Raw genomic sequence first — 16,507 nt, 5'->3', positions numbered from 1 at the left:
GGTGGCGCGCCGCGGCGCGCGGCCGGGCTCGTCCCCGGTACGTATGGGGGCTGGGGTTGCTCGTGCTGTGGTGGGTGGGGGTGGGGGGGTTCGTGTTTTTTTTCTGTGCTTGGTATTGGGGGGCGGGCGGGGGGGCGGCTGGTGGGGTGGGGTTTTTTTTGATGGTGCCGGCCAGCGGCCGGCACTACCGAAAGAAGAACGGGCGCCTTTGGCGCCCGTTCCTTATTTGAATTTGTAGACCACGTTCATCGTGGTCAGCGTATCGGTCTTGCGCTTGTCCTCGGCCACGTCACTGTTGTAACGCGCCTGCCAGCCGGCCTTCAGCGCCAGATGTTCGTTCATGCTCACCGAAACACCGAAGTCGTTCTGGCCGAAGGTGTTGTAGGAACCCGACTCGACCAGCAGGGTGTTGACCAGGTCGGTGTTGTCGGTCAGCGAGTACTTCATATCGAACAGGCCGCGGCCGATCATGCCGGTGCGGGTGCGGTCGTCCTCGGTGCTGTGGGTGCGGCGCACACCGGGGCCGATCTGCGCGTCGAACGAGAAACGCTCGGTGTTCCACAGGCGGGTGCCGTAACCCAGACCGAACGAGCTCTGGCGGTCGTAGGTGGCGAAGTCATCGCGCTCGGTACGCACCGTGGCCGTCAGCTGGCGGTGCTCGCCCAGCTGCAGCGCGCTGCCGGCACTGCCGGTGTAACGGTTGGCGGTGGTGTTGTTGCGGCGGCTGGTGGAGCCGTCGTCGCGGGTCTCGATCACCTTGGAGCTGGAACGCAGGCCAGCCAGATCCATGCTGTGCACCCAGTCACCATCGGTGTAGCGCAGGCGCAGGCGGCCGTTGAAGCTCTCGGTGCTGCTGTTGCCGCGTGCCGAAGCGAAACCGAGCTCGCCGCCACTGCCGCTCCACGGCGAGGACATCGCCGCCAGTTCGGAGGCATCCTGCGCATACGCGAGCGGTGCGCACAGCAGCAGGGGGATCAGCAGGGACACGCGCAGGGACATCGGGGCTTCTCCGAAGCGGTTGACAGCCGGTGATGATACTGGAAGCGTGATGGCGGTCCGAATCGATCCAAACGGTTTCTTCAGCAGACGTTGCCGCGATCGCCTATTCAGGGCAGATCGACGCGCAATGCCGGGTCGTTGAAGCGCGAATAGCGCAGGCGCAGCTGGAAGCTGCGGCCATTGCTGCTGCCGCTGCGTACGATCTGCCGCGGCAGGCCCTGCGCGTCCACCCAGTACTCCAGGCGTTCGCCGGGCTGCGCGCCACGCAGGCGGTAGTGACGCGTCTCGACCCCGTCCAGCGACTGGCTGCCCAGGTCTTCGGCCTGCAGGTCGGCGGGCAGGGCATCGGCCGGCAGCGGGTTGCGCCATTGCTCGAGCAGGCCCGGCGGGGTCGGCACCTGCCGGATCGCGTCGTCGGCCTGCAGGAACATGGTGTCGCCGATGATCGTCTGCGGACCGGCCGGGGTCTGCACCCGGAAGCGGTCGGGGGCGACGAAGTCCATGGCGCTGCGCACCGGCTGGGGCGCGCCCAGCACCTCCAGTTCGGCGTGGAAGCTGCGCAGGGCCGAGAAGCGCTGGCTGGCGCCCAGCACCGCCTGCGCCGGATCCGCCGCAGGCACGGGCGCTTCGGTGCTGGCCGGCGCGGGCGCGCGATCACAGGCGGCCAGCAGCAGGCAGGCCAGCAGGGACAGGGCAGGCAACCGGCGCATCGGGTGTTCCAGAGGGGTGGGGGCGACCACGATAGCCCAAACGTCCCACACAAGACCCGCGACTCGGACATAATCGGGGGTATGGACCGATACGAACGCATCACCGCCCTGCATCGTCTGCTCAAGTCCGCACGCTATCCGGTGACGGTGGCGACCCTGCAGGACAAGCTCGGTTGCTCCCGTGCCACCGTCTACCGCGATCTGGCCTTCCTGCGCGATGCGCTGATGGCACCGATCGAGGGCGACGGCGAAGCCGGCTTCCGTTACCAGGCCGACGAGAGCGACCGCTTCGAGCTGCCCGGCCTGTGGCTGAGCTCGGAGGAGCTGCATGCCCTGCTGGCCTCGCAGCACCTGCTGGCGCGGACCGGAGGCGGCGTGCTGTCCTCGGTGCTGGCACCGCTGCAGCAGCGCATCGAGAGCCTGCTGGCGGCCCAGGCTGGCGTTTCCAGCTGGCCGGTGGACCGGGTGCGGGTGATTCCGCACCGTGGCCGCAAGTTCGATGAAGGCAGCTTCCGCAGCGTGGCTTCGGCGGTGCTGGAGCGCCGCCAGCTGGCGTTCGAGTACCGCGCCCGTTCCACCGACGAGCCGACCAAGCGCACCGTTTCGCCGCAGCGCCTGACCCACTATCGCGACAACTGGTACCTGGATGCCTGGGACCATGACCGCGAGGCGCTGCGTAGCTTTGCCGTGGATCGCATCCACAAGGCGCGGGTGATCGACAGCACCGCCCGCGACGTGGCCGACAGCGAGCTGGACGAGCAGCTCGGGGCCAGCTACGGCATCTTCTCCGGTGCGCCGAAGGGCTGGGCGACCATCCTGTTCAGCGCCAAGGCCGCGCGCTGGGTGGCCGACGAGCACTGGCATTCCAAGCAGCAGGGCCGCTTCCTGGCCGATGGCCGCTATGAACTGAAGGTGCCGTACAGCGTCTCGCGCGAGCTGCTGATGGACGTGCTGCACTACGGCTCGGATGCCGAGATCGTCGAACCGGTGATGCTGCGCGAGCAGGCCAAGGCGCTGCTTGAGCTCGCCCTGAGCAACTACGACAACTCCTGACACTCCCCCCGAGAACCCTTCCGCCCATGAAGAAGACCCTGTTGCTGCCCCTGCTCGCCGCTGCGCTGGCCCTGACCGCCTGCGGCAAGTCCGGCGAGCCCTCGCAGAAGCTGGTGGTGGCCGCCACGGCCGTGCCGCATGCCGAGATCCTTGAAGTGGTCAAGCCCATCCTCAAGCAGGAAGGCGTGGACCTGGACGTGCGCGTGTTCAACGACTACGTGCAGCCCAACGACCAGCTGGTGCAGAAGCAGGTGGACGCCAACTACTTCCAGACCGAGCCGTATCTGGATGCCTACAACCGCGATCGCAAGACCGATCTGGTGAAGGTGATCGGCGTGCACATCGAGCCGTTCGGTGCGTATTCTCGCAAGATCAAGTCGCTGGCCGAGCTGCGCGAAGGTGCCGACGTGGTGATCCCGAACGACCCGAGCAACAACAGCCGTGCACTGATCCTGCTGCACAAGGCCGGTGTGATCGAGCTGAAGGATCCGACCAACGCGCTGTCGACCCAGCGTGACATCAGCGCCAATCCGAAGAACCTGAAGTTCCGCGAGCTGGACTCGGCGATGCTGCCGCGCGTGCTGGACCAGGTCGACCTGGCCCTGATCAACACCAACTACGCACTGGACGCTGGCCTCAACCCGACCAAGGATGCACTGGCGATCGAGAGCAAGGACTCGCCGTACGTGAACTTCCTGGTCGCACGTCCGGACAACAAGGACGACGCCCGCGTGCAGAAGCTGGCCAAGGCCCTGACCAGCCCGCAGGTGAAGGCCTTCATCGAGACCAAGTACAAGGGCGCGGTGCTGCCGGCGTTCTGACGGCCGCTGGCCATGTGGTAGTGCCGGCCGCTGGCCGGCAATCTGCAGACGCCGCCAAGGATCATGGGGTTGCCGGCCAGCGGCCGGCACTACCGTCAGTCGACGTGGAAGGCGAGGGTGGCCGCCACGGCCTGCTGCCATCCCGCATACAGCTTCTCGCGCCGCGCCACCTCCATCTGTGGCTCGAAGCGCCGGTCCAGGCCCCATTGCGCGGCGATCTGTTCGCGGCTGGACCAGAACCCCACCGCCATCCCGGCCAGGTAGGCCGCGCCCAGTGCGGTGGTTTCGGTCAGCCGCGGCCGCAGCAGTGGCACGCCAAGGATGTCGGCCTGGAATCCGGCCAGGAAGTCGTTGCCGATCGCACCGCCATCGGCGCGCAGCTCGGTCAGCGCGATACCGGCATCGGACTGCATCGCATCAAGCACGTCGCGGGTCTGGTAGGCCATCGCTTCCAGCGCCGCGCGCACGAAGTGCGCCTTGCGAGTGCCACGGGTCAGGCCGAACATCGCGCCGCGCACATCACTGCGCCAATAGGGCGCACCGAGGCCGACAAATGCTGGTACCAGGTAAGCACCGCCACTGTCGGGCACCTGCGCGGCCAGCGCCTGGCTGTCGCTGGCGCGTTCGATCATGCGCAACCCATCGCGCAGCCACTGCACCACCGAGCCGGCGATGAAGATCGAGCCTTCCAGCGCATATTCCACGCGCCCGTCCAGGCCCCAGGCGATGGTGGTCAGCAGGCCATTGCGCGAACGCACCGCCTGCGTTCCGGTGTGCATCAGCATGAAACAGCCGGTGCCATAGGTGTTCTTGACCATGCCCGGCTGGAAGCAGGCCTGGCCGAACAGCGCCGCCTGCTGGTCACCGGCGATGCCGGCGATCGGAATCGGGTGATCGAAGAAGAACTGCGGCCGGGTATGCGCGTACACCGCGCTGGAATCGCGCACCTGCGGCAGCATCGCGCGCGGGATGTCCAGCAGCGCCAGCAGGTCGTCATCCCAGTCCAGCGTGTGGATGTTGAACAGCAGCGTGCGCGCCGCGTTGCTGTAGTCGGTCACATGCGCCTGGCCACCACTGAGGTTCCAGACCAGCCAGCTGTCGATGGTGCCGAACAGCAGCTCGCCGCGCTCGGCACGCTGCTGCGCGCCCTCGACGTGGTCGAGGATCCAGCGCACCTTGGTGGCGGAGAAATAGGCATCGATCAGCAGGCCGGTGCGCTCGCGGATCAGCGCCTCATGCCCTTCGGACTTCAGCCGCTCGCAGATGGCGTGGCTCTGCCGCGACTGCCAGACGATGGCGTTGTGGATCGGCTGTCCGGTGGCACGGTCCCAGACCACGGTGGTTTCGCGCTGGTTGGTGATGCCCAGTGCGGCGATGTGGCGCGGGTCGATCTGCCCGCGGCTGAGCAGTTCGGTCAGCGTGGCATAGACGCTGGTGAGAATCTCGCGCGGGTCATGCTCAACCCAACCCGGCTGCGGGAAGATCTGCGCGAATTCGCGCTGCGCGCTGCCGACGATGTCGCCGGTGCGGTCGAACAGGATCGCGCGCGAACTGGTGGTGCCCTGGTCGATGGCCAGCACGTAGCGGGGCGTCATGCAGCGTCTCCGGTAGCGATGGTGTTGGTAGAGTCGAGCCTGCTCGACTGCTTTTCATGTTAGTCGAGCAAGCTCGACTCTACCGTCTATTGATCCACGCCTGCAGCCGCGCCACCTGCGCAGCATCCAGCCGCAACCCCAGCTTGCTCCGCCGCCACAGCACGTCCTCGGCGTCCCAGGCCCACTCGTGGTCGCGGAGGAAAGCCACTTCCCGCGCATGCAGGCCGCCGCCGAAGTCCTCTCCAAGATCGTCCATGCCCCGTGCACCCTGCAGAAGGGCGGCGCTGCGGCTGCCGTAGGCTTCGGCCCAACGCCGTGCGATCTCCACGGGCAACCACGGTGCCAGCGCCTGCAGGCTGGAGCGCGCCTGTGTGGCGTCACCCCAGTCGCTGCCCGGCAGCGGGTCTCCGCCTGCCGTCCAGGCCGGTCCCATCTGTGGCAGGGCAGGGCGCAGCAGGTTCAGCGCTTCCTCGGCCAGCACCCGGTAGGTGGTCAGCTTGCCGCCCAGCACATGCAGCGCCGGCGCCGGGCTGGATTGCAGCTGAAGGCGGTAGTCGCGGCTCAGCGTTGCCGCACGCGGGTCCGGGTCGGCCAGCAGTGGCCGCACACCGGCGAACTGCCAGACCACGTCTTCCGGAGTGATCGGCTCACGCAGATAGCGGTTGGCGGCCGCGCACAGGTAGCTCACCTCGGAAGGCAGCACGCTGCAGCGCGCCGGGTCACCGCGGTAGTCGGTGTCGGTGGTGCCAATCAGCAGATGATCGTGGGTGAACGGCAGCAGGAACACCACGCGGCCATCGGGCTGCTGCAGCAGGCAGGCACGGTCATCGGGCCAGGGGCGGCGCAGCACGATGTGGCTGCCCTGTACCAGGCGCAGCGCGGGGCCGCCGCTGCGGGCCTCCATCTGCTCCAGCAGGCCACCGGCCCATGGGCCAGCCGCATTGGCGACGGCGCGCGCGGTCACATGCTGCTGGCCATCGGCGGATTCCAGCACGGCCTGCCAACGGCCCTGCACAGGGCGCAGTTCGATGCAGCGGCTGCGCACATGTACCTGTGCGCCACGCGAGGCAGCATCCAGGGCATTGAGCAGTACCAGACGCGCGTCATCGACCTGCGCGTCGGCGTAGCTGAAGGCCTGCCGCAGATCCGGGGAGAGCCAGGGGCCGAGCGGATCATGCTGAAGGTCCAGAGCGCGCGAGGCGGGAAATGCCGGGCTGCGTGGGCCCAGGTGGTCGTACAGCCACAGTCCCACGCGCAGCATCCAGCGTGGGCGCAGGTGCGGTTCCCACGGCAGCACGAAACGCAGCGGGCGGACCAGATAGGGTGCCTGCCGGCGTACCACTTCGCGTTCACCCAGTGCCTTGCGTACCAGGCCGAACTCGCGCTGTTCCAGGTAGCGCAGGCCACCGTGGATCAGCTTGCTGCTGGCGCTGGAGGTATGCGCAGCGAGGTCGTGCTGCTCGCACAGCAGCACGCGCAGGCCGCGGCCGCTGGCATCACGGGCGATGCCGGCACCGTTGATGCCGCCACCGATCACCAGCAGGTCGACGTCGTGCATCGCGCCTCCGCATCCTGTGTGTGTAGAGTCGACTGTCAGTCGACTGCTCTTGCAAAAGTCGAGCAAGCTCGACTCTACGAAAGGCAGTCGAGCAAGCTCGACTCTACAGAACGCGGGTGACGGAAACGACGACGGGCCCCGAAGGGCCCGTCGCGTTACATCAGTGAAGCAGGTGCAGCCTGGATCAGAAGCGGGCGCCGATGCCGAAGCCGACGGTCCACGGATCCATCTTGGCTTCGCCGATCTTCTCGCCGCCAACCTTCACGTCCGGGCGGGCGCGCATGTAGCGGGCGTCAGCACGGGCGAACCAGGTGGAGTTGATGTTCATGTCCACGCCGACGGTGCCGATCACGCCCTTGGCATCCTTGAAGCGGATGTCGGTGTCAGCGCCGTTACCCAGCTTCTCGTTGCTGAAGCTCGACTGGTAGTAGCCCACGCCCACGAACGGACGGAACACGTTGTCAGCCTGGCCGAAGTGGTACTGGCCGCTCAGCGCGATCGGCTGCTGCTCGACCGAGCCCAGGCGGGCGTTGTTCGGGCCCTTGAACTTGTTGTCGAACTTGTCGGCAGCGCCCCACAGTTCAACGGCCCAGTTGTCGTTGATGTAGTAGCTGAAGCTGACGGTCGGCGCCGGGCCACCATCGGTCTTCTTGACGCCGGTGATCGGGTCGTTCTTCGGTTCCAGCAGCGAGATGCCGCCAACAACGGCAAAATGCTTGCCCGAAGCGGTGTCGGTGCTGCTGCTGTCCTGGGCGAAAGCGGCCGGCGCGAAGGCGGCGGAGGTCAGCAGGGCGAGACTCAGGATACGGATGGAGCGCATGGGGGTATCTCCTAATGTTTCTTGTTTTGGGCCCCCGGTTGCGGGGCGAGCACACCGTAGTCGCCCCAACATGAATCGAATCCGACGCACGTTAAAAAATAGTTTCCCTTGTTCAGCGACTGGAGCGAAAAGCCTGTTTTCATGGGCTTTTCAGCCTTCGGCGACATTCATGCAGTTGGAGACGATGTGAGCGAAGCAACGGTGTGCATCGGCCTGCAAGCGCAGGTGAACATGGAGTGCAGGGTGCTGCTGCTGGGTTCGATGCCCGGGGTTGTGTCATTGCAGGAGCAGCGCTACTACGCGCATCCGCGCAATCGCTTCTGGCCTGTGCTGGCCGATATCTGTGGCTTCGATGTGGCCCTGGCGTACCCGCAACGGCTGCGCGCACTGCAGGCAGCCGGTGTGGGTCTGTGGGATGTGATCGGTCAGTGCGAGCGGCGTGGCAGCCTGGATGCCGACATCGTGCGTGGCACGGAAGTACCCAATGCGCTGCCGGCATTGATCGCTTCGCTTCCTGAGCTGGAGCTGATCGGCTGCAACGGTGCGGCATCGCTGAAGGCATTCCAGCGTTGGGTGCTGCCCGGCCTGGAGGCGCCGCCAAGGCTGCTGGCGCTGCCGTCCACCAGCCCGGCCAACGCGGCCTGGTCACTGCCGCGGCTGCGCCAGGCCTGGCAGCCGGTAGCCGACGCACTGGCGACATGAAGCGGACATCGTCCGGACAATACGCTACCGACTGGTCGCGGCCGCAACCCATGAGCAACAGCGTGTCCCGGCTGCGTGAGTACTGAAAACACCTGTAACGGTTGGCGCTGGCCCCCGCTGGCCGCACAATAGACGTTTCCCTACACCAGATTGCCGGAGTTATCCCCATGGCCGAAATCAAGGAAGCACTTGTCCCCGATATCGGTGACTACAGCGATATCCCGGTAATCGAGGTGCTTGTCGCCGTCGGCGACACGGTCAAGAAGGACCAGGGCCTGGTGACGCTGGAAAGCGACAAGGCGACCATGGAAGTGCCGTCGGCCGTCGCCGGCGTGGTCAAGGAGATCAAGGTCAAGGTCGGTGACACCCTGTCCGAGGGCAAGGTCGTGGCGCTGATCGAAGTGGCTGAAGGCGAGGCTGCCAAGCCGGCCGCTGCCGCCCCGGCACCGGCCAAGGCCGCAGCGCCGGCCGCTGCCACCCAGAGCGCGCCGGCCCCGGCCGCAGCTGCGCCGGCCGCTCCGGCTGCCAGCGGTGGTGCGGTTGAAGCGCTGGTGCCGGATATCGGCGACTATTCCGGCATTCCGGTCATCGAAGTGCTGGTCGCCGTCGGCGACACGGTCAAGAAGGACCAGGGCCTGGTCACGCTGGAAAGCGACAAGGCCACCATGGAAGTGCCGTCGTCGGTGGCTGGCGTGGTCAAGGAACTGAAGGTCAAGGTCGGCGACACTCTGTCGCAGGGCAATGTGGTCGCCATCATCGAGGCCGAGGGCGCTGCCGCGCCGGCGCCGACCAAGGCAGCCGCTGCTGCCGCTCCGGCTGCCGCCGAGACCGCCACCAAGGTCGAGCCGGTCGCTGTGCCGGCGCAGCCGGACAAGCTGGCGGCCCGCGAGGTCGCCTCGGCCGGTACCCCGTCCAGCCCGCCGGTGCAGTTCAACGCCGATGGCGTGCTGCCGGCCAAGGTGCCGTATGCCACCCCGGCAGTGCGTGTGTTCGCCCGCGAACTGGGCGTGGACCTGCTGCAGATCAACGGCACCGAGAAGGGGGGCCGCATCACCAAGGGTGACGTGCAGAAGTTCGTCAAGGCCGCACTCAGCGGCGGCGTGCCGGCTGCCGGCGGTGCTGCTGTCGCTGCCGGTGGTGGCCTGAACCTGCTGCCGTGGCCGAAGGTCGACTTCAGCAAGTTCGGCGAGACCGAAGTCCAGCCGCTGTCGCGCATCAAGAAGATCTCCGGTGCGAACCTGGCCCGCAACTGGGCCATGATCCCGCACGTCACCCAGTTCGAACAGGCCGACATCACCGACCTGGAAGGCCTGCGCGTGGCGCTGAACAAGGAAAACGAGAAGGCCGGCATCAAGCTGACCATGCTCGCTTTCCTGATCAAGGCCAGCGCCGCGGCGCTGAAGAAGTTCCCGGAATTCAACGCCTCGCTCGATGCCAGCGGTGAAAACCTGACCCTGAAGAAGTACTTCCACATCGGCTTTGCCGCCGACACGCCGAACGGCCTGGTCGTGCCGGTCATCCGCGACGTGGACAAGAAGGGCGTGGTGCAGATCGCGCAGGAAACCGGCGAACTGGCCAAGAAGGCGCGCGACGGCAAGCTCGGCCCGGCCGACATGAGTGGCGGCTGCTTCTCGATCAGCTCGCTGGGCGGCATCGGCGGCACCGCGTTCACCCCGATCGTCAATGCACCGGAAGTGGCCATCCTCGGCGTCTCCAAGTCGTCCATCCAGCCGGTCTGGAACGGCAAGGAATTCGCACCGAAGCTGATGCTGCCGCTGTCGCTGAGCTACGACCACCGCGTCATCGATGGCGCCCTGGCCGCACGCTTCACCACGTACCTGTCGCAGGTACTGGCCGACATGCGCCGCGTGCTGCTGTAAGGCACCGCTTCGCCCCCACCGTGCGGCCGCCGCCCCTGGCGCGGCCGTGTGAACAGATGCAGTGACAGCCCGCCGGCACCGTCGCGCGGGCACGAGGAAAACCCACCATGGCCACGATTGAAGTCAAGGTTCCCGACATCGGCGATTACAGCGATGTGCCGGTGATCGAAGTGTTGGTCGCCGTCGGCGACACGGTGAAGAAGGATCAGGGTCTGGTGACCCTGGAGTCGGACAAGGCCACCCTGGAAGTGCCGTCCTCGGCCGCCGGTGTGGTCAAGGAAATCAAGGTCAAGCTGGGCGACACCCTGTCCGAAGGCGCTGTGGTCGTGGTGCTGGACGCCGAAGGCGCCGCCGAAGCCCCGGCCAAGGCCGCCGCGCCGGCCGCAGCTGCGGCCGCCCCGGCCAGCAAGCCGCCGGTGACCCCGTCGCACCGCGCCCCGGCTGAGCCGGCGGCGCCGAAGCCGGCGCTGTCCAGCGGCAAGCCGGCCGACATCGAATGCGAAATGGTCGTGCTGGGCTCGGGCCCGGGCGGCTATACCGCCGCCTTCCGCGCCGCCGACGTCGGCCTGGATACGGTGCTGGTCGAGCGTTACGCCAGCCTCGGCGGCGTCTGCCTCAACGTGGGCTGCATTCCGTCCAAGGCGCTGCTGCACGCCGCAGCGGTCATCGACGAAGTGGCCCATGCCGGTGATTTCGGCGTCGAGTTCGGCAAGCCGACCATCACCCTGGACAAGCTGCGCGAGTACAAGGAAAAGGTCGTCAACCAGCTGACCAAGGGCCTGGCCGGCATGGCCAAGCAGCGCAAGGTCCGCAGCGTGCAGGGCGTCGGCAAGTTTGTCTCGGCCAACGAGCTGGAAATCACTGCGGCTGATGGCAGCACCCAGCTGCTGCGCTTCCAGAAGTGCATCATCGCTGCCGGTTCGCAGGCGGTGAAGCTGCCGAACTTCCCGTGGGATGACAAGCGCGTGATGGATTCCACCGACGCGCTGGAGCTGGCCGAAGTGCCGGGCTCGCTGCTGGTTGTCGGTGGCGGCATCATCGGTCTGGAAATGGCTACCGTGTACGGTGCGCTGGGCAGCAAGGTGACCGTGGTCGAGTTCATGGACCAGCTGATGCCGGGCGCCGACAAGGACCTGGTCAAGCCGCTGGCCGACCGCCTGAAGAAGCAGGGCATCGAAGTGCACCTGAAGACCAAGGCCTCGGGCGTCACCGCCGATGCCAAGGGCATCACCGTGACCTTCGACGCCGCCGAGGAAGGCCAGTCGCCGGCCCTGGCGCAGGGCACCTTCGACCGCGTGCTGGTGGCCGTGGGCCGCTCGCCGAACGGCAAGAAGATCGATGCCGAGAAGGCCGGCGTGCAGGTCACCGACCGCGGCTTCATTCCGGTCGACCGCCAGATGCGCACCAACGTGCCGCACATCTTTGCCATCGGCGACATCGTCGGCAACCCGATGCTGGCCCATAAGGCCACGCACGAGGGCAAGCTGGCTGCCGAAGTGGCTGCTGGGCACAAGAAGGAATGGGTGGCCCGCGTGATCCCGTCGGTGGCCTACACCAACCCGGAAATCGCCTGGGTCGGTGTGACCGAGACCGAAGCCAAGGCCAAGGGCCTGAAGGTCGGCGTGGCCAAGTTCCCGTGGGCCGCCAGTGGCCGTGCGATCGGCATTGGCCGCACCGAGGGCTTCACCAAGCTGATCTTCGACGAAGAGACCCACCGCATCATCGGTGGTGCGATCGTCGGCGTGCACGCCGGTGACCTGCTGGCCGAGATCGGCCTGGCAATCGAGATGGGTGCGGAGGCGGAAGACATCGGCCACACCATCCATGCCCACCCGACGCTGAGCGAGTCGGTGGCGATGGCCTCGGAAATCTACGACGGCACGATCACCGATCTATACATGCCGAAGAAGAAGTAAGGCGCCCGCGCCTTCGCGAACGAGAAGCCCCGGCATCTGCTGGGGTTTTTTGTTTCTCCGCTCCGGATTTTTGCGAGCGGTGGGGCCGCTGCGCGGGTGGCAGGCGTTTGGACAAATGTCCCCCGTCGTCCGCCTGCGGCGGTCGCCTCCTCCTTTACTTTGTCCAAACGCCTGCCACCCGCGCAGCGGCTCGGCTTGCGGACAGTCGAGAGCCACCGCCTAGGCCGCCTGGACGCCTGACACGCGGAGGGAGAGGGGGCTGGGTACGAAGTAAAGGAGGAGGTGACGGCCGCAGGCCGGCGCCGGGGGACATTCGCACCCAGCCCCCTCTCCCTCAAGCGCTCGACCCAGCTGCTCTTGCTCCTGCACCCAGGGAAAAACAGTACAAAAAAGCGCGGCCCCGATGTTCCGGAGGCCGCGCCAGGAGAGAGAGTGCCGTGGAAGGGGCGGGGGATCAGAACACGAAGCTGACGCCGGCCACCGGGCCCTTGAATTCCTGCTTCAGACCGATGGTGCCGTCGCTGCCCTTCTTGTCCGCGTCGAGCTTGAACCAGTCGTAGCCAGCGAACACACCGAAGTTCTTCGTGAAGCGGTAATCCACGATGGCGTTGGCGCGGCTCAGGTCGCCCTTGTAGTCATCGAAGCTGCCCCAGCGCGTGTTGAGGTACTGGCCCTGCAGCGTGATCATCCACTTTTCCGACGGGGTGAAGCTCAGGCGCGCACCGACCACCGGCGCCACGCCGTCGGTCTTCTCATTGAGGAACTGGCCTTCGTAGACGGTGCCCAGATCGGCGTAGGCCTTGGTGCTGACCTTGGCGTACTCGGCACCCAGCTGCAGGCCGAGGTCGAATGTATCGGTGTCCACCACCGAGTAGTCATAGACCAGGCTGGCGACCTGGTACTTCAGTTCGCCCTTGACGAAGCTGCCGGACGGCACGTTGACGTCACCGAAGGAGATGTCCTGGCCAAGGGTCTCGCGGCGGTCCTTGTCGTACTTGAAGTAGTTGAACAGCAGGCGCTGGCGGTTGCTGATGCGGAACATGCCGTCGATGCGCGGTTCCCACTCCTTGCCACCCAGCTTGAAGTCCTCGGAGAAGCCGATGTCCTGGCCGGCGACGTTGGTCTTGCCGCGAAGGGTGTTGTCCGAGTCGATGTTCATCGCACCCAGGCGCAGGGCGAAGCGGTCGTCGCCTTCAGCGGCGTGGGCGGCAGTGGCGAACGAAGCGCCAGCGGCGAGCAGGGAGAGGGCGAGCAGGGTGGGTACGGGGCGCATCGAAGAGTCCTTGCAGTGGTTCATCAGAATGAAGACCACTGTGCCGGACAGGCCCGTCCACCATCCGTGAACGTATGGTCCACGAAGTGTGCACGGTTCAGCGCTGTCGCGACGATGCAAAAAGATGGCCCCGGAGCCGGGCTTCGGGGCCATCGTGGGACCTGCGGGGCGGAGCGTCGACGAGGTTGCTGCAGGCAGGTCGAAAGATCGGACCGGCGCATTCGGCGAAAGTTCCGCGGCCTGCGACCAAAGTTCAATACTGCGCTGCAACATCATACGGACGTCATTGTCCCCTGGGTGGCACGCAAAAATGTAACCGTTACCGCAACTTGCGGCCTCCCGGGATGAACAGGGAGCGGTTGTCTCGCAAATTGTCCCATTGCTATAATTTGGCGGCTCGATGAGGCCCCCCTGCTGTAGTCGCCTCAGCCCTCCACTTGCAACCACGCGGGACGTCCTGTGCTGAACTCCGTTGATGCGGGTCGGCGACTGATGCTGCGCGCCGCGGTCTACCCGCTGGCCGCAGTGGCTGTCCTGGCCCTGGCCTTCCTGCTGGTAGGTCCGAAATATGCCCTCGGCGCGCTGGCGTCCGGTGTGGCCATTTCGGCCGGTGGCTGGGTGGCGGCACGGATGGCACTGGGCGGTGGGGCACTGGCCGCAGGATCGGCGATGGCTCGCCTGATCATTGCGATCGTGGCCAAGTGGGTGGTGGTTTTCGGCGTCCTGCTGGTGGGGTTCCTGGTCTTCAAGCTGCCTGCATTGGCGCTGTTGGCCGGTATCGCCGTCGGCTTGATGTTCCAGGTCCTGGCGATGGCCAGGCGTTGACAGAATTCAATTAACTGAAGGTTCCGGACACATGGCGGGCGAGGCTCTAACCCCTACCAGCTACATCCAGCATCACCTGCACAACCTGACCGCGCCGGTCGGCAAGGGTGAGGGTATGTTCTGGCATATCCACGTCGATACCTTCCTCACCGCGGTCCTGATGGGCCTGGTGATCGTTGTCGCGTTCTGGCTGGGCACCCGCAAGGCCACCGCCGGCGTGCCGGGCAAGTGGCAGGCCTTCGTCGAGATCTGCCTGGAGTTCGTCGACCGTCAGGCCAAGGACACCTACCACGGCAAGAGCAAGCTGGTCACGCCGATCGCCATCACGATCTTCTTCTGGATCCTGTTGATGAATCTGCTGAAGATGATCCCGGCCGATTTCATCGCCAAGCCGCTGGAATGGGTGGGCGTGCACTACTGGAAGCCGGTCCCGACCGCTGACGTCAATGCCACCCTGGGCATGGCCATCAGCGTGTTCTTCCTGATGCTGTTCTTCGCGCTCAAGTCCAAGGGCCTGGGCGGCTTCATCAAGGAATTCCTGACGGCGCCGTTCGGCAAGTGGATGATGCCGTTCAACCTGATCCTCAACATCGTCGAGTGGCTGAGCAAGCCGATCTCGCTGGCGATGCGACTGTTCGGCAACATGTTCGGCGGCGAAATCGTGTTCCTGCTGATCTGGGTGCTGGGTGGTGCCGGTTTCTTCGGTGCCATTGCCGGTGGTGTGTTCGGCCTCGGCTGGATGCTGTTCCACCTGCTGGTGATCCCGCTGCAGGCCTTCATCTTCATGATGCTGTCGATCGTGTACCTGAGCCTGTCGGAAGACGCTCACTGAGTTTCAAGCTTCAACGCGTTTCAACCTTCATCCGTTTCATCACCCTTAGCAACTTAAGTTCCTGGAGATAACCATGTACTTCGCCGTCCTGACCAACTTCGCGCAGATTCAGAGCTCCACCGCCCTTGCCGTCGGCATCATGATCGGCCTGGCCGCGCTGGGCGCCGGTCTGGGTCTGGCCATCATGGCTGGTAAGTTCCTGGAGTCGGCCGCCCGCCAGCCGGAACTGATCCCGGTCCTGCAGGTCCGCATGTTCATCACCGCCGGCCTGATCGACGCCGCGTTCATCATCTCGGTCGCCGTCGGCCTGCTGCTGGCCTTCGCCAACCCGCTGTCGGCTGCCTTCGCTGGCGCCGTCACCAAGGCTCTGGCCGGCTGATACAGCGGTTTGAGACGACCGGGTGCTGATGCACCCGGTTTCGGATGAAGGCCGGATGCGCCGCTACGGCGGCGCGTCCACCCCGAAACCAGCGATCGAGCTAACCATGAATATCAATTTCACCCTTCTTGCGCAGGCGCTGGCCTTCGCTGGTCTGATCTGGATCATCGCGACCAAGATCTGGCCGCCGCTGATGAACGCGATCGAAGAGCGCCAGCAGAAGATTGCTGAAGGCCTCGCTGCTGCCGACCGCAGCCAGAAAGATCTGGCCCAGGCGCAGGAGAAGGTCAACGAAGCGCTGAAGGAAGCACGTACCAAGGCCAACGAGATCATCGATCAGGCCCACGCACGTGCCAACCAGATCGTTGATGCTGCCCGTAACGAAGCGATCACCGAAGCCACCCGTCAGAAGGAACTGGCCCAGGCTGAAATCGACGCCGCCGCCAACCGTGCCCGTGAAGATCTGCGCAAGCAGGTGTCCGCGCTGGCCGTGACCGGTGCCGAAAAGCTGCTCAAGCGCGAAATCGACGCCAACGCCCACAAGGCGCTGCTCGACGAGCTGGCCTCGGAGATCTAAGGATGAGCCAGGCCCTCACGCTTGCCCGCCCGTACGCCCGCGCCGCGTTCGCGACCGCGCGCGACGAAGGCGCGTTCGCGCCGTGGTCGGACGCCCTGGCGTTCTCCGCCCACGTCGCCGCCGATCCGCGCGTGGCGGCCCTGCTCGCCAACCCGGAGCTGGGTCGTGACGACGCCGTCGCCCTGCTGGCGCCGGTGTCCCACGGCGAGACCTACTCGCGCTTCCTGGCCATCCTGGCCGAATCGCATCGTCTGCCGCTGCTGCCGGAAATCTCCGGCATGTTCGACGCCCTGCGCGCCGAAGCCGAGCACGTGGTCAAGGCCACGGTGACCTCGGCTTCCGAGCTGTCGGCCGGAGAGCTGGACGCGATCAAGGTTGCGCTGCGCAAGCGCTTCAATCGCGAGGTCGACGTGACCACCGCGGTCGATGCTTCGCTGATCGGCGGCGCCGTGATCGACGCCGGCGACGTGGTCATCGATGGTTCGCTGAAGGGCAAGCTGGCCCGTCTGCAGACCGCGCTCGCTAACTGAATTCATTTAACGTCCGGCCCCGCTGCCGGCACTAGGA

16 protein-coding genes are annotated in these 16,507 nt (G+C 66.0%); 10 read left to right on the top strand and 6 right to left on the bottom strand.

The features are described 5' to 3' along the window. Window positions 1-222: 222 nt before the first annotated feature. Window positions 223-999 (bottom strand): DUF481 domain-containing protein, encoded by a 777-nt coding sequence (locus tag AC5O77_RS14100; protein WP_010481298.1) that lies wholly within the window; start codon window positions 997-999, stop codon window positions 223-225. Window positions 1,000-1,106: 107 nt separating this feature from the next. After that, on the bottom strand, window positions 1,107-1,709 hold the full coding sequence (locus tag AC5O77_RS14095; protein WP_049399177.1) for a LolA family protein: 603 nt from the start codon (window positions 1,707-1,709) through the stop codon (window positions 1,107-1,109). A gap of 81 nt (window positions 1,710-1,790) precedes the next feature. Here AC5O77_RS14095 and AC5O77_RS14090 point away from each other — a divergent pair, with 81 nt between their 5' ends. Both AC5O77_RS14090 and AC5O77_RS14085 read left to right on the top strand, forming a co-directional pair. After that, complete coding sequence (locus AC5O77_RS14090; protein WP_010481302.1) at window positions 1,791-2,762, top strand: helix-turn-helix transcriptional regulator; 972 nt, start codon at window positions 1,791-1,793, stop codon at window positions 2,760-2,762. A gap of 26 nt (window positions 2,763-2,788) precedes the next feature. Continuing rightward, the gene (locus AC5O77_RS14085) at window positions 2,789-3,583 is read left to right on the top strand and encodes a MetQ/NlpA family ABC transporter substrate-binding protein (RefSeq protein WP_049399178.1); all 795 of its coding nucleotides are present in this window, start codon (window positions 2,789-2,791) and stop codon (window positions 3,581-3,583) included. Between the two features lie 95 nt (window positions 3,584-3,678). Here the strand turns inward: AC5O77_RS14085 and glpK are convergent, their stop codons facing one another. The 3 genes from glpK to AC5O77_RS14070 form a co-directional block, all read right to left on the bottom strand. After that, on the bottom strand, window positions 3,679-5,178 hold the full coding sequence (gene glpK, locus AC5O77_RS14080; protein ID WP_494506916.1) for a glycerol kinase GlpK: 1,500 nt from the start codon (window positions 5,176-5,178) through the stop codon (window positions 3,679-3,681). A 79-nt stretch (window positions 5,179-5,257) separates the two neighbouring features. Next, window positions 5,258-6,736 (bottom strand): glycerol-3-phosphate dehydrogenase, encoded by a 1,479-nt coding sequence (gene glpD / locus AC5O77_RS14075; protein ID WP_494506915.1) that lies wholly within the window; start codon window positions 6,734-6,736, stop codon window positions 5,258-5,260. 184 nt (window positions 6,737-6,920) lie between these two features. Further along, on the bottom strand, window positions 6,921-7,556 hold the full coding sequence (locus tag AC5O77_RS14070) for an OmpW/AlkL family protein (protein ID WP_032129052.1): 636 nt from the start codon (window positions 7,554-7,556) through the stop codon (window positions 6,921-6,923). Window positions 7,557-7,742: 186 nt separating this feature from the next. Here AC5O77_RS14070 and AC5O77_RS14065 point away from each other — a divergent pair, with 186 nt between their 5' ends. From AC5O77_RS14065 to lpdA, 3 genes are all read left to right on the top strand, one after another. After that, window positions 7,743-8,258, top strand: a complete 516-nt coding sequence (locus tag AC5O77_RS14065) for a DNA-deoxyinosine glycosylase (protein WP_478057580.1) — start codon at window positions 7,743-7,745, stop codon at window positions 8,256-8,258. A 167-nt stretch (window positions 8,259-8,425) separates the two neighbouring features. Then, window positions 8,426-10,138, top strand: coding sequence for a dihydrolipoyllysine-residue acetyltransferase (gene aceF / locus AC5O77_RS14060; protein WP_071229582.1), 1,713 nt, complete (start codon window positions 8,426-8,428; stop codon window positions 10,136-10,138). Between the two features lie 107 nt (window positions 10,139-10,245). Then, window positions 10,246-12,054, top strand: coding sequence for a dihydrolipoyl dehydrogenase (lpdA, locus tag AC5O77_RS14055; protein WP_494506914.1), 1,809 nt, complete (start codon window positions 10,246-10,248; stop codon window positions 12,052-12,054). Between the two features lie 454 nt (window positions 12,055-12,508). On the opposite strand, the gene AC5O77_RS14050 is transcribed toward lpdA, so the two are convergent. Beyond that, window positions 12,509-13,327: a hypothetical protein gene (locus tag AC5O77_RS14050; protein WP_010481314.1), complete on the bottom strand. Its 819-nt coding sequence runs from the start codon at window positions 13,325-13,327 to the stop codon at window positions 12,509-12,511. Window positions 13,328-13,786: 459 nt separating this feature from the next. On the opposite strand from AC5O77_RS14050, the gene AC5O77_RS14045 reads away from it, so the two are divergent. The 5 genes from AC5O77_RS14045 (at window position 13,787) to AC5O77_RS14025 (ending at window position 16,470) form a co-directional block, all read left to right on the top strand. Further along, window positions 13,787-14,152: a hypothetical protein gene (locus tag AC5O77_RS14045; protein WP_006394654.1), complete on the top strand. Its 366-nt coding sequence runs from the start codon at window positions 13,787-13,789 to the stop codon at window positions 14,150-14,152. Between the two features lie 31 nt (window positions 14,153-14,183). Then, the gene (gene atpB, locus AC5O77_RS14040) at window positions 14,184-14,984 is read left to right on the top strand and encodes a F0F1 ATP synthase subunit A (RefSeq protein ID WP_010481316.1); all 801 of its coding nucleotides are present in this window, start codon (window positions 14,184-14,186) and stop codon (window positions 14,982-14,984) included. Between the two features lie 73 nt (window positions 14,985-15,057). After that, on the top strand, window positions 15,058-15,363 hold the full coding sequence (gene atpE, locus AC5O77_RS14035; RefSeq protein WP_005411133.1) for a F0F1 ATP synthase subunit C: 306 nt from the start codon (window positions 15,058-15,060) through the stop codon (window positions 15,361-15,363). A gap of 106 nt (window positions 15,364-15,469) precedes the next feature. Continuing rightward, window positions 15,470-15,940 (top strand): F0F1 ATP synthase subunit B, encoded by a 471-nt coding sequence (locus tag AC5O77_RS14030; RefSeq protein ID WP_005419512.1) that lies wholly within the window; start codon window positions 15,470-15,472, stop codon window positions 15,938-15,940. 2 nt (window positions 15,941-15,942) lie between these two features. After that, window positions 15,943-16,470 (top strand): F0F1 ATP synthase subunit delta, encoded by a 528-nt coding sequence (locus tag AC5O77_RS14025; protein WP_032129048.1) that lies wholly within the window; start codon window positions 15,943-15,945, stop codon window positions 16,468-16,470. Window positions 16,471-16,507: the final 37 nt, after the last annotated feature.

Source organism: Stenotrophomonas sp. INTA L402-1, assembly GCF_059295135.1.
This window is presented reverse-complemented; position numbering and strand designations above follow the sequence as displayed.

Bases quoted from the DNA above. Each gene is read 5' to 3' on its own strand.
- AC5O77_RS14100 (WP_010481298.1), bottom strand. From the start codon at position 999: ATGTCCCTGCGCGTGTCCCTGCTGATCCCCCTGCTGCTGTGCGCACCG.
- AC5O77_RS14095 (WP_049399177.1), bottom strand. From the start codon at position 1,709: ATGCGCCGGTTGCCTGCCCTGTCCCTGCTGGCCTGCCTGCTGCTGGCC.
- AC5O77_RS14090 (WP_010481302.1), top strand. From the start codon at position 1,791: ATGGACCGATACGAACGCATCACCGCCCTGCATCGTCTGCTCAAGTCC.
- AC5O77_RS14085 (WP_049399178.1), top strand. From the start codon at position 2,789: ATGAAGAAGACCCTGTTGCTGCCCCTGCTCGCCGCTGCGCTGGCCCTG.
- glpK (WP_494506916.1), bottom strand. From the start codon at position 5,178: ATGACGCCCCGCTACGTGCTGGCCATCGACCAGGGCACCACCAGTTCG.
- glpD (WP_494506915.1), bottom strand. From the start codon at position 6,736: ATGCACGACGTCGACCTGCTGGTGATCGGTGGCGGCATCAACGGTGCC.
- AC5O77_RS14070 (WP_032129052.1), bottom strand. From the start codon at position 7,556: ATGCGCTCCATCCGTATCCTGAGTCTCGCCCTGCTGACCTCCGCCGCC.
- aceF (WP_071229582.1), top strand. From the start codon at position 8,426: ATGGCCGAAATCAAGGAAGCACTTGTCCCCGATATCGGTGACTACAGC.
- lpdA (WP_494506914.1), top strand. From the start codon at position 10,246: ATGGCCACGATTGAAGTCAAGGTTCCCGACATCGGCGATTACAGCGAT.
- AC5O77_RS14050 (WP_010481314.1), bottom strand. From the start codon at position 13,327: ATGCGCCCCGTACCCACCCTGCTCGCCCTCTCCCTGCTCGCCGCTGGC.
- atpB (WP_010481316.1), top strand. From the start codon at position 14,184: ATGGCGGGCGAGGCTCTAACCCCTACCAGCTACATCCAGCATCACCTG.
- atpE (WP_005411133.1), top strand. From the start codon at position 15,058: ATGTACTTCGCCGTCCTGACCAACTTCGCGCAGATTCAGAGCTCCACC.
- AC5O77_RS14030 (WP_005419512.1), top strand. From the start codon at position 15,470: ATGAATATCAATTTCACCCTTCTTGCGCAGGCGCTGGCCTTCGCTGGT.
- AC5O77_RS14025 (WP_032129048.1), top strand. From the start codon at position 15,943: ATGAGCCAGGCCCTCACGCTTGCCCGCCCGTACGCCCGCGCCGCGTTC.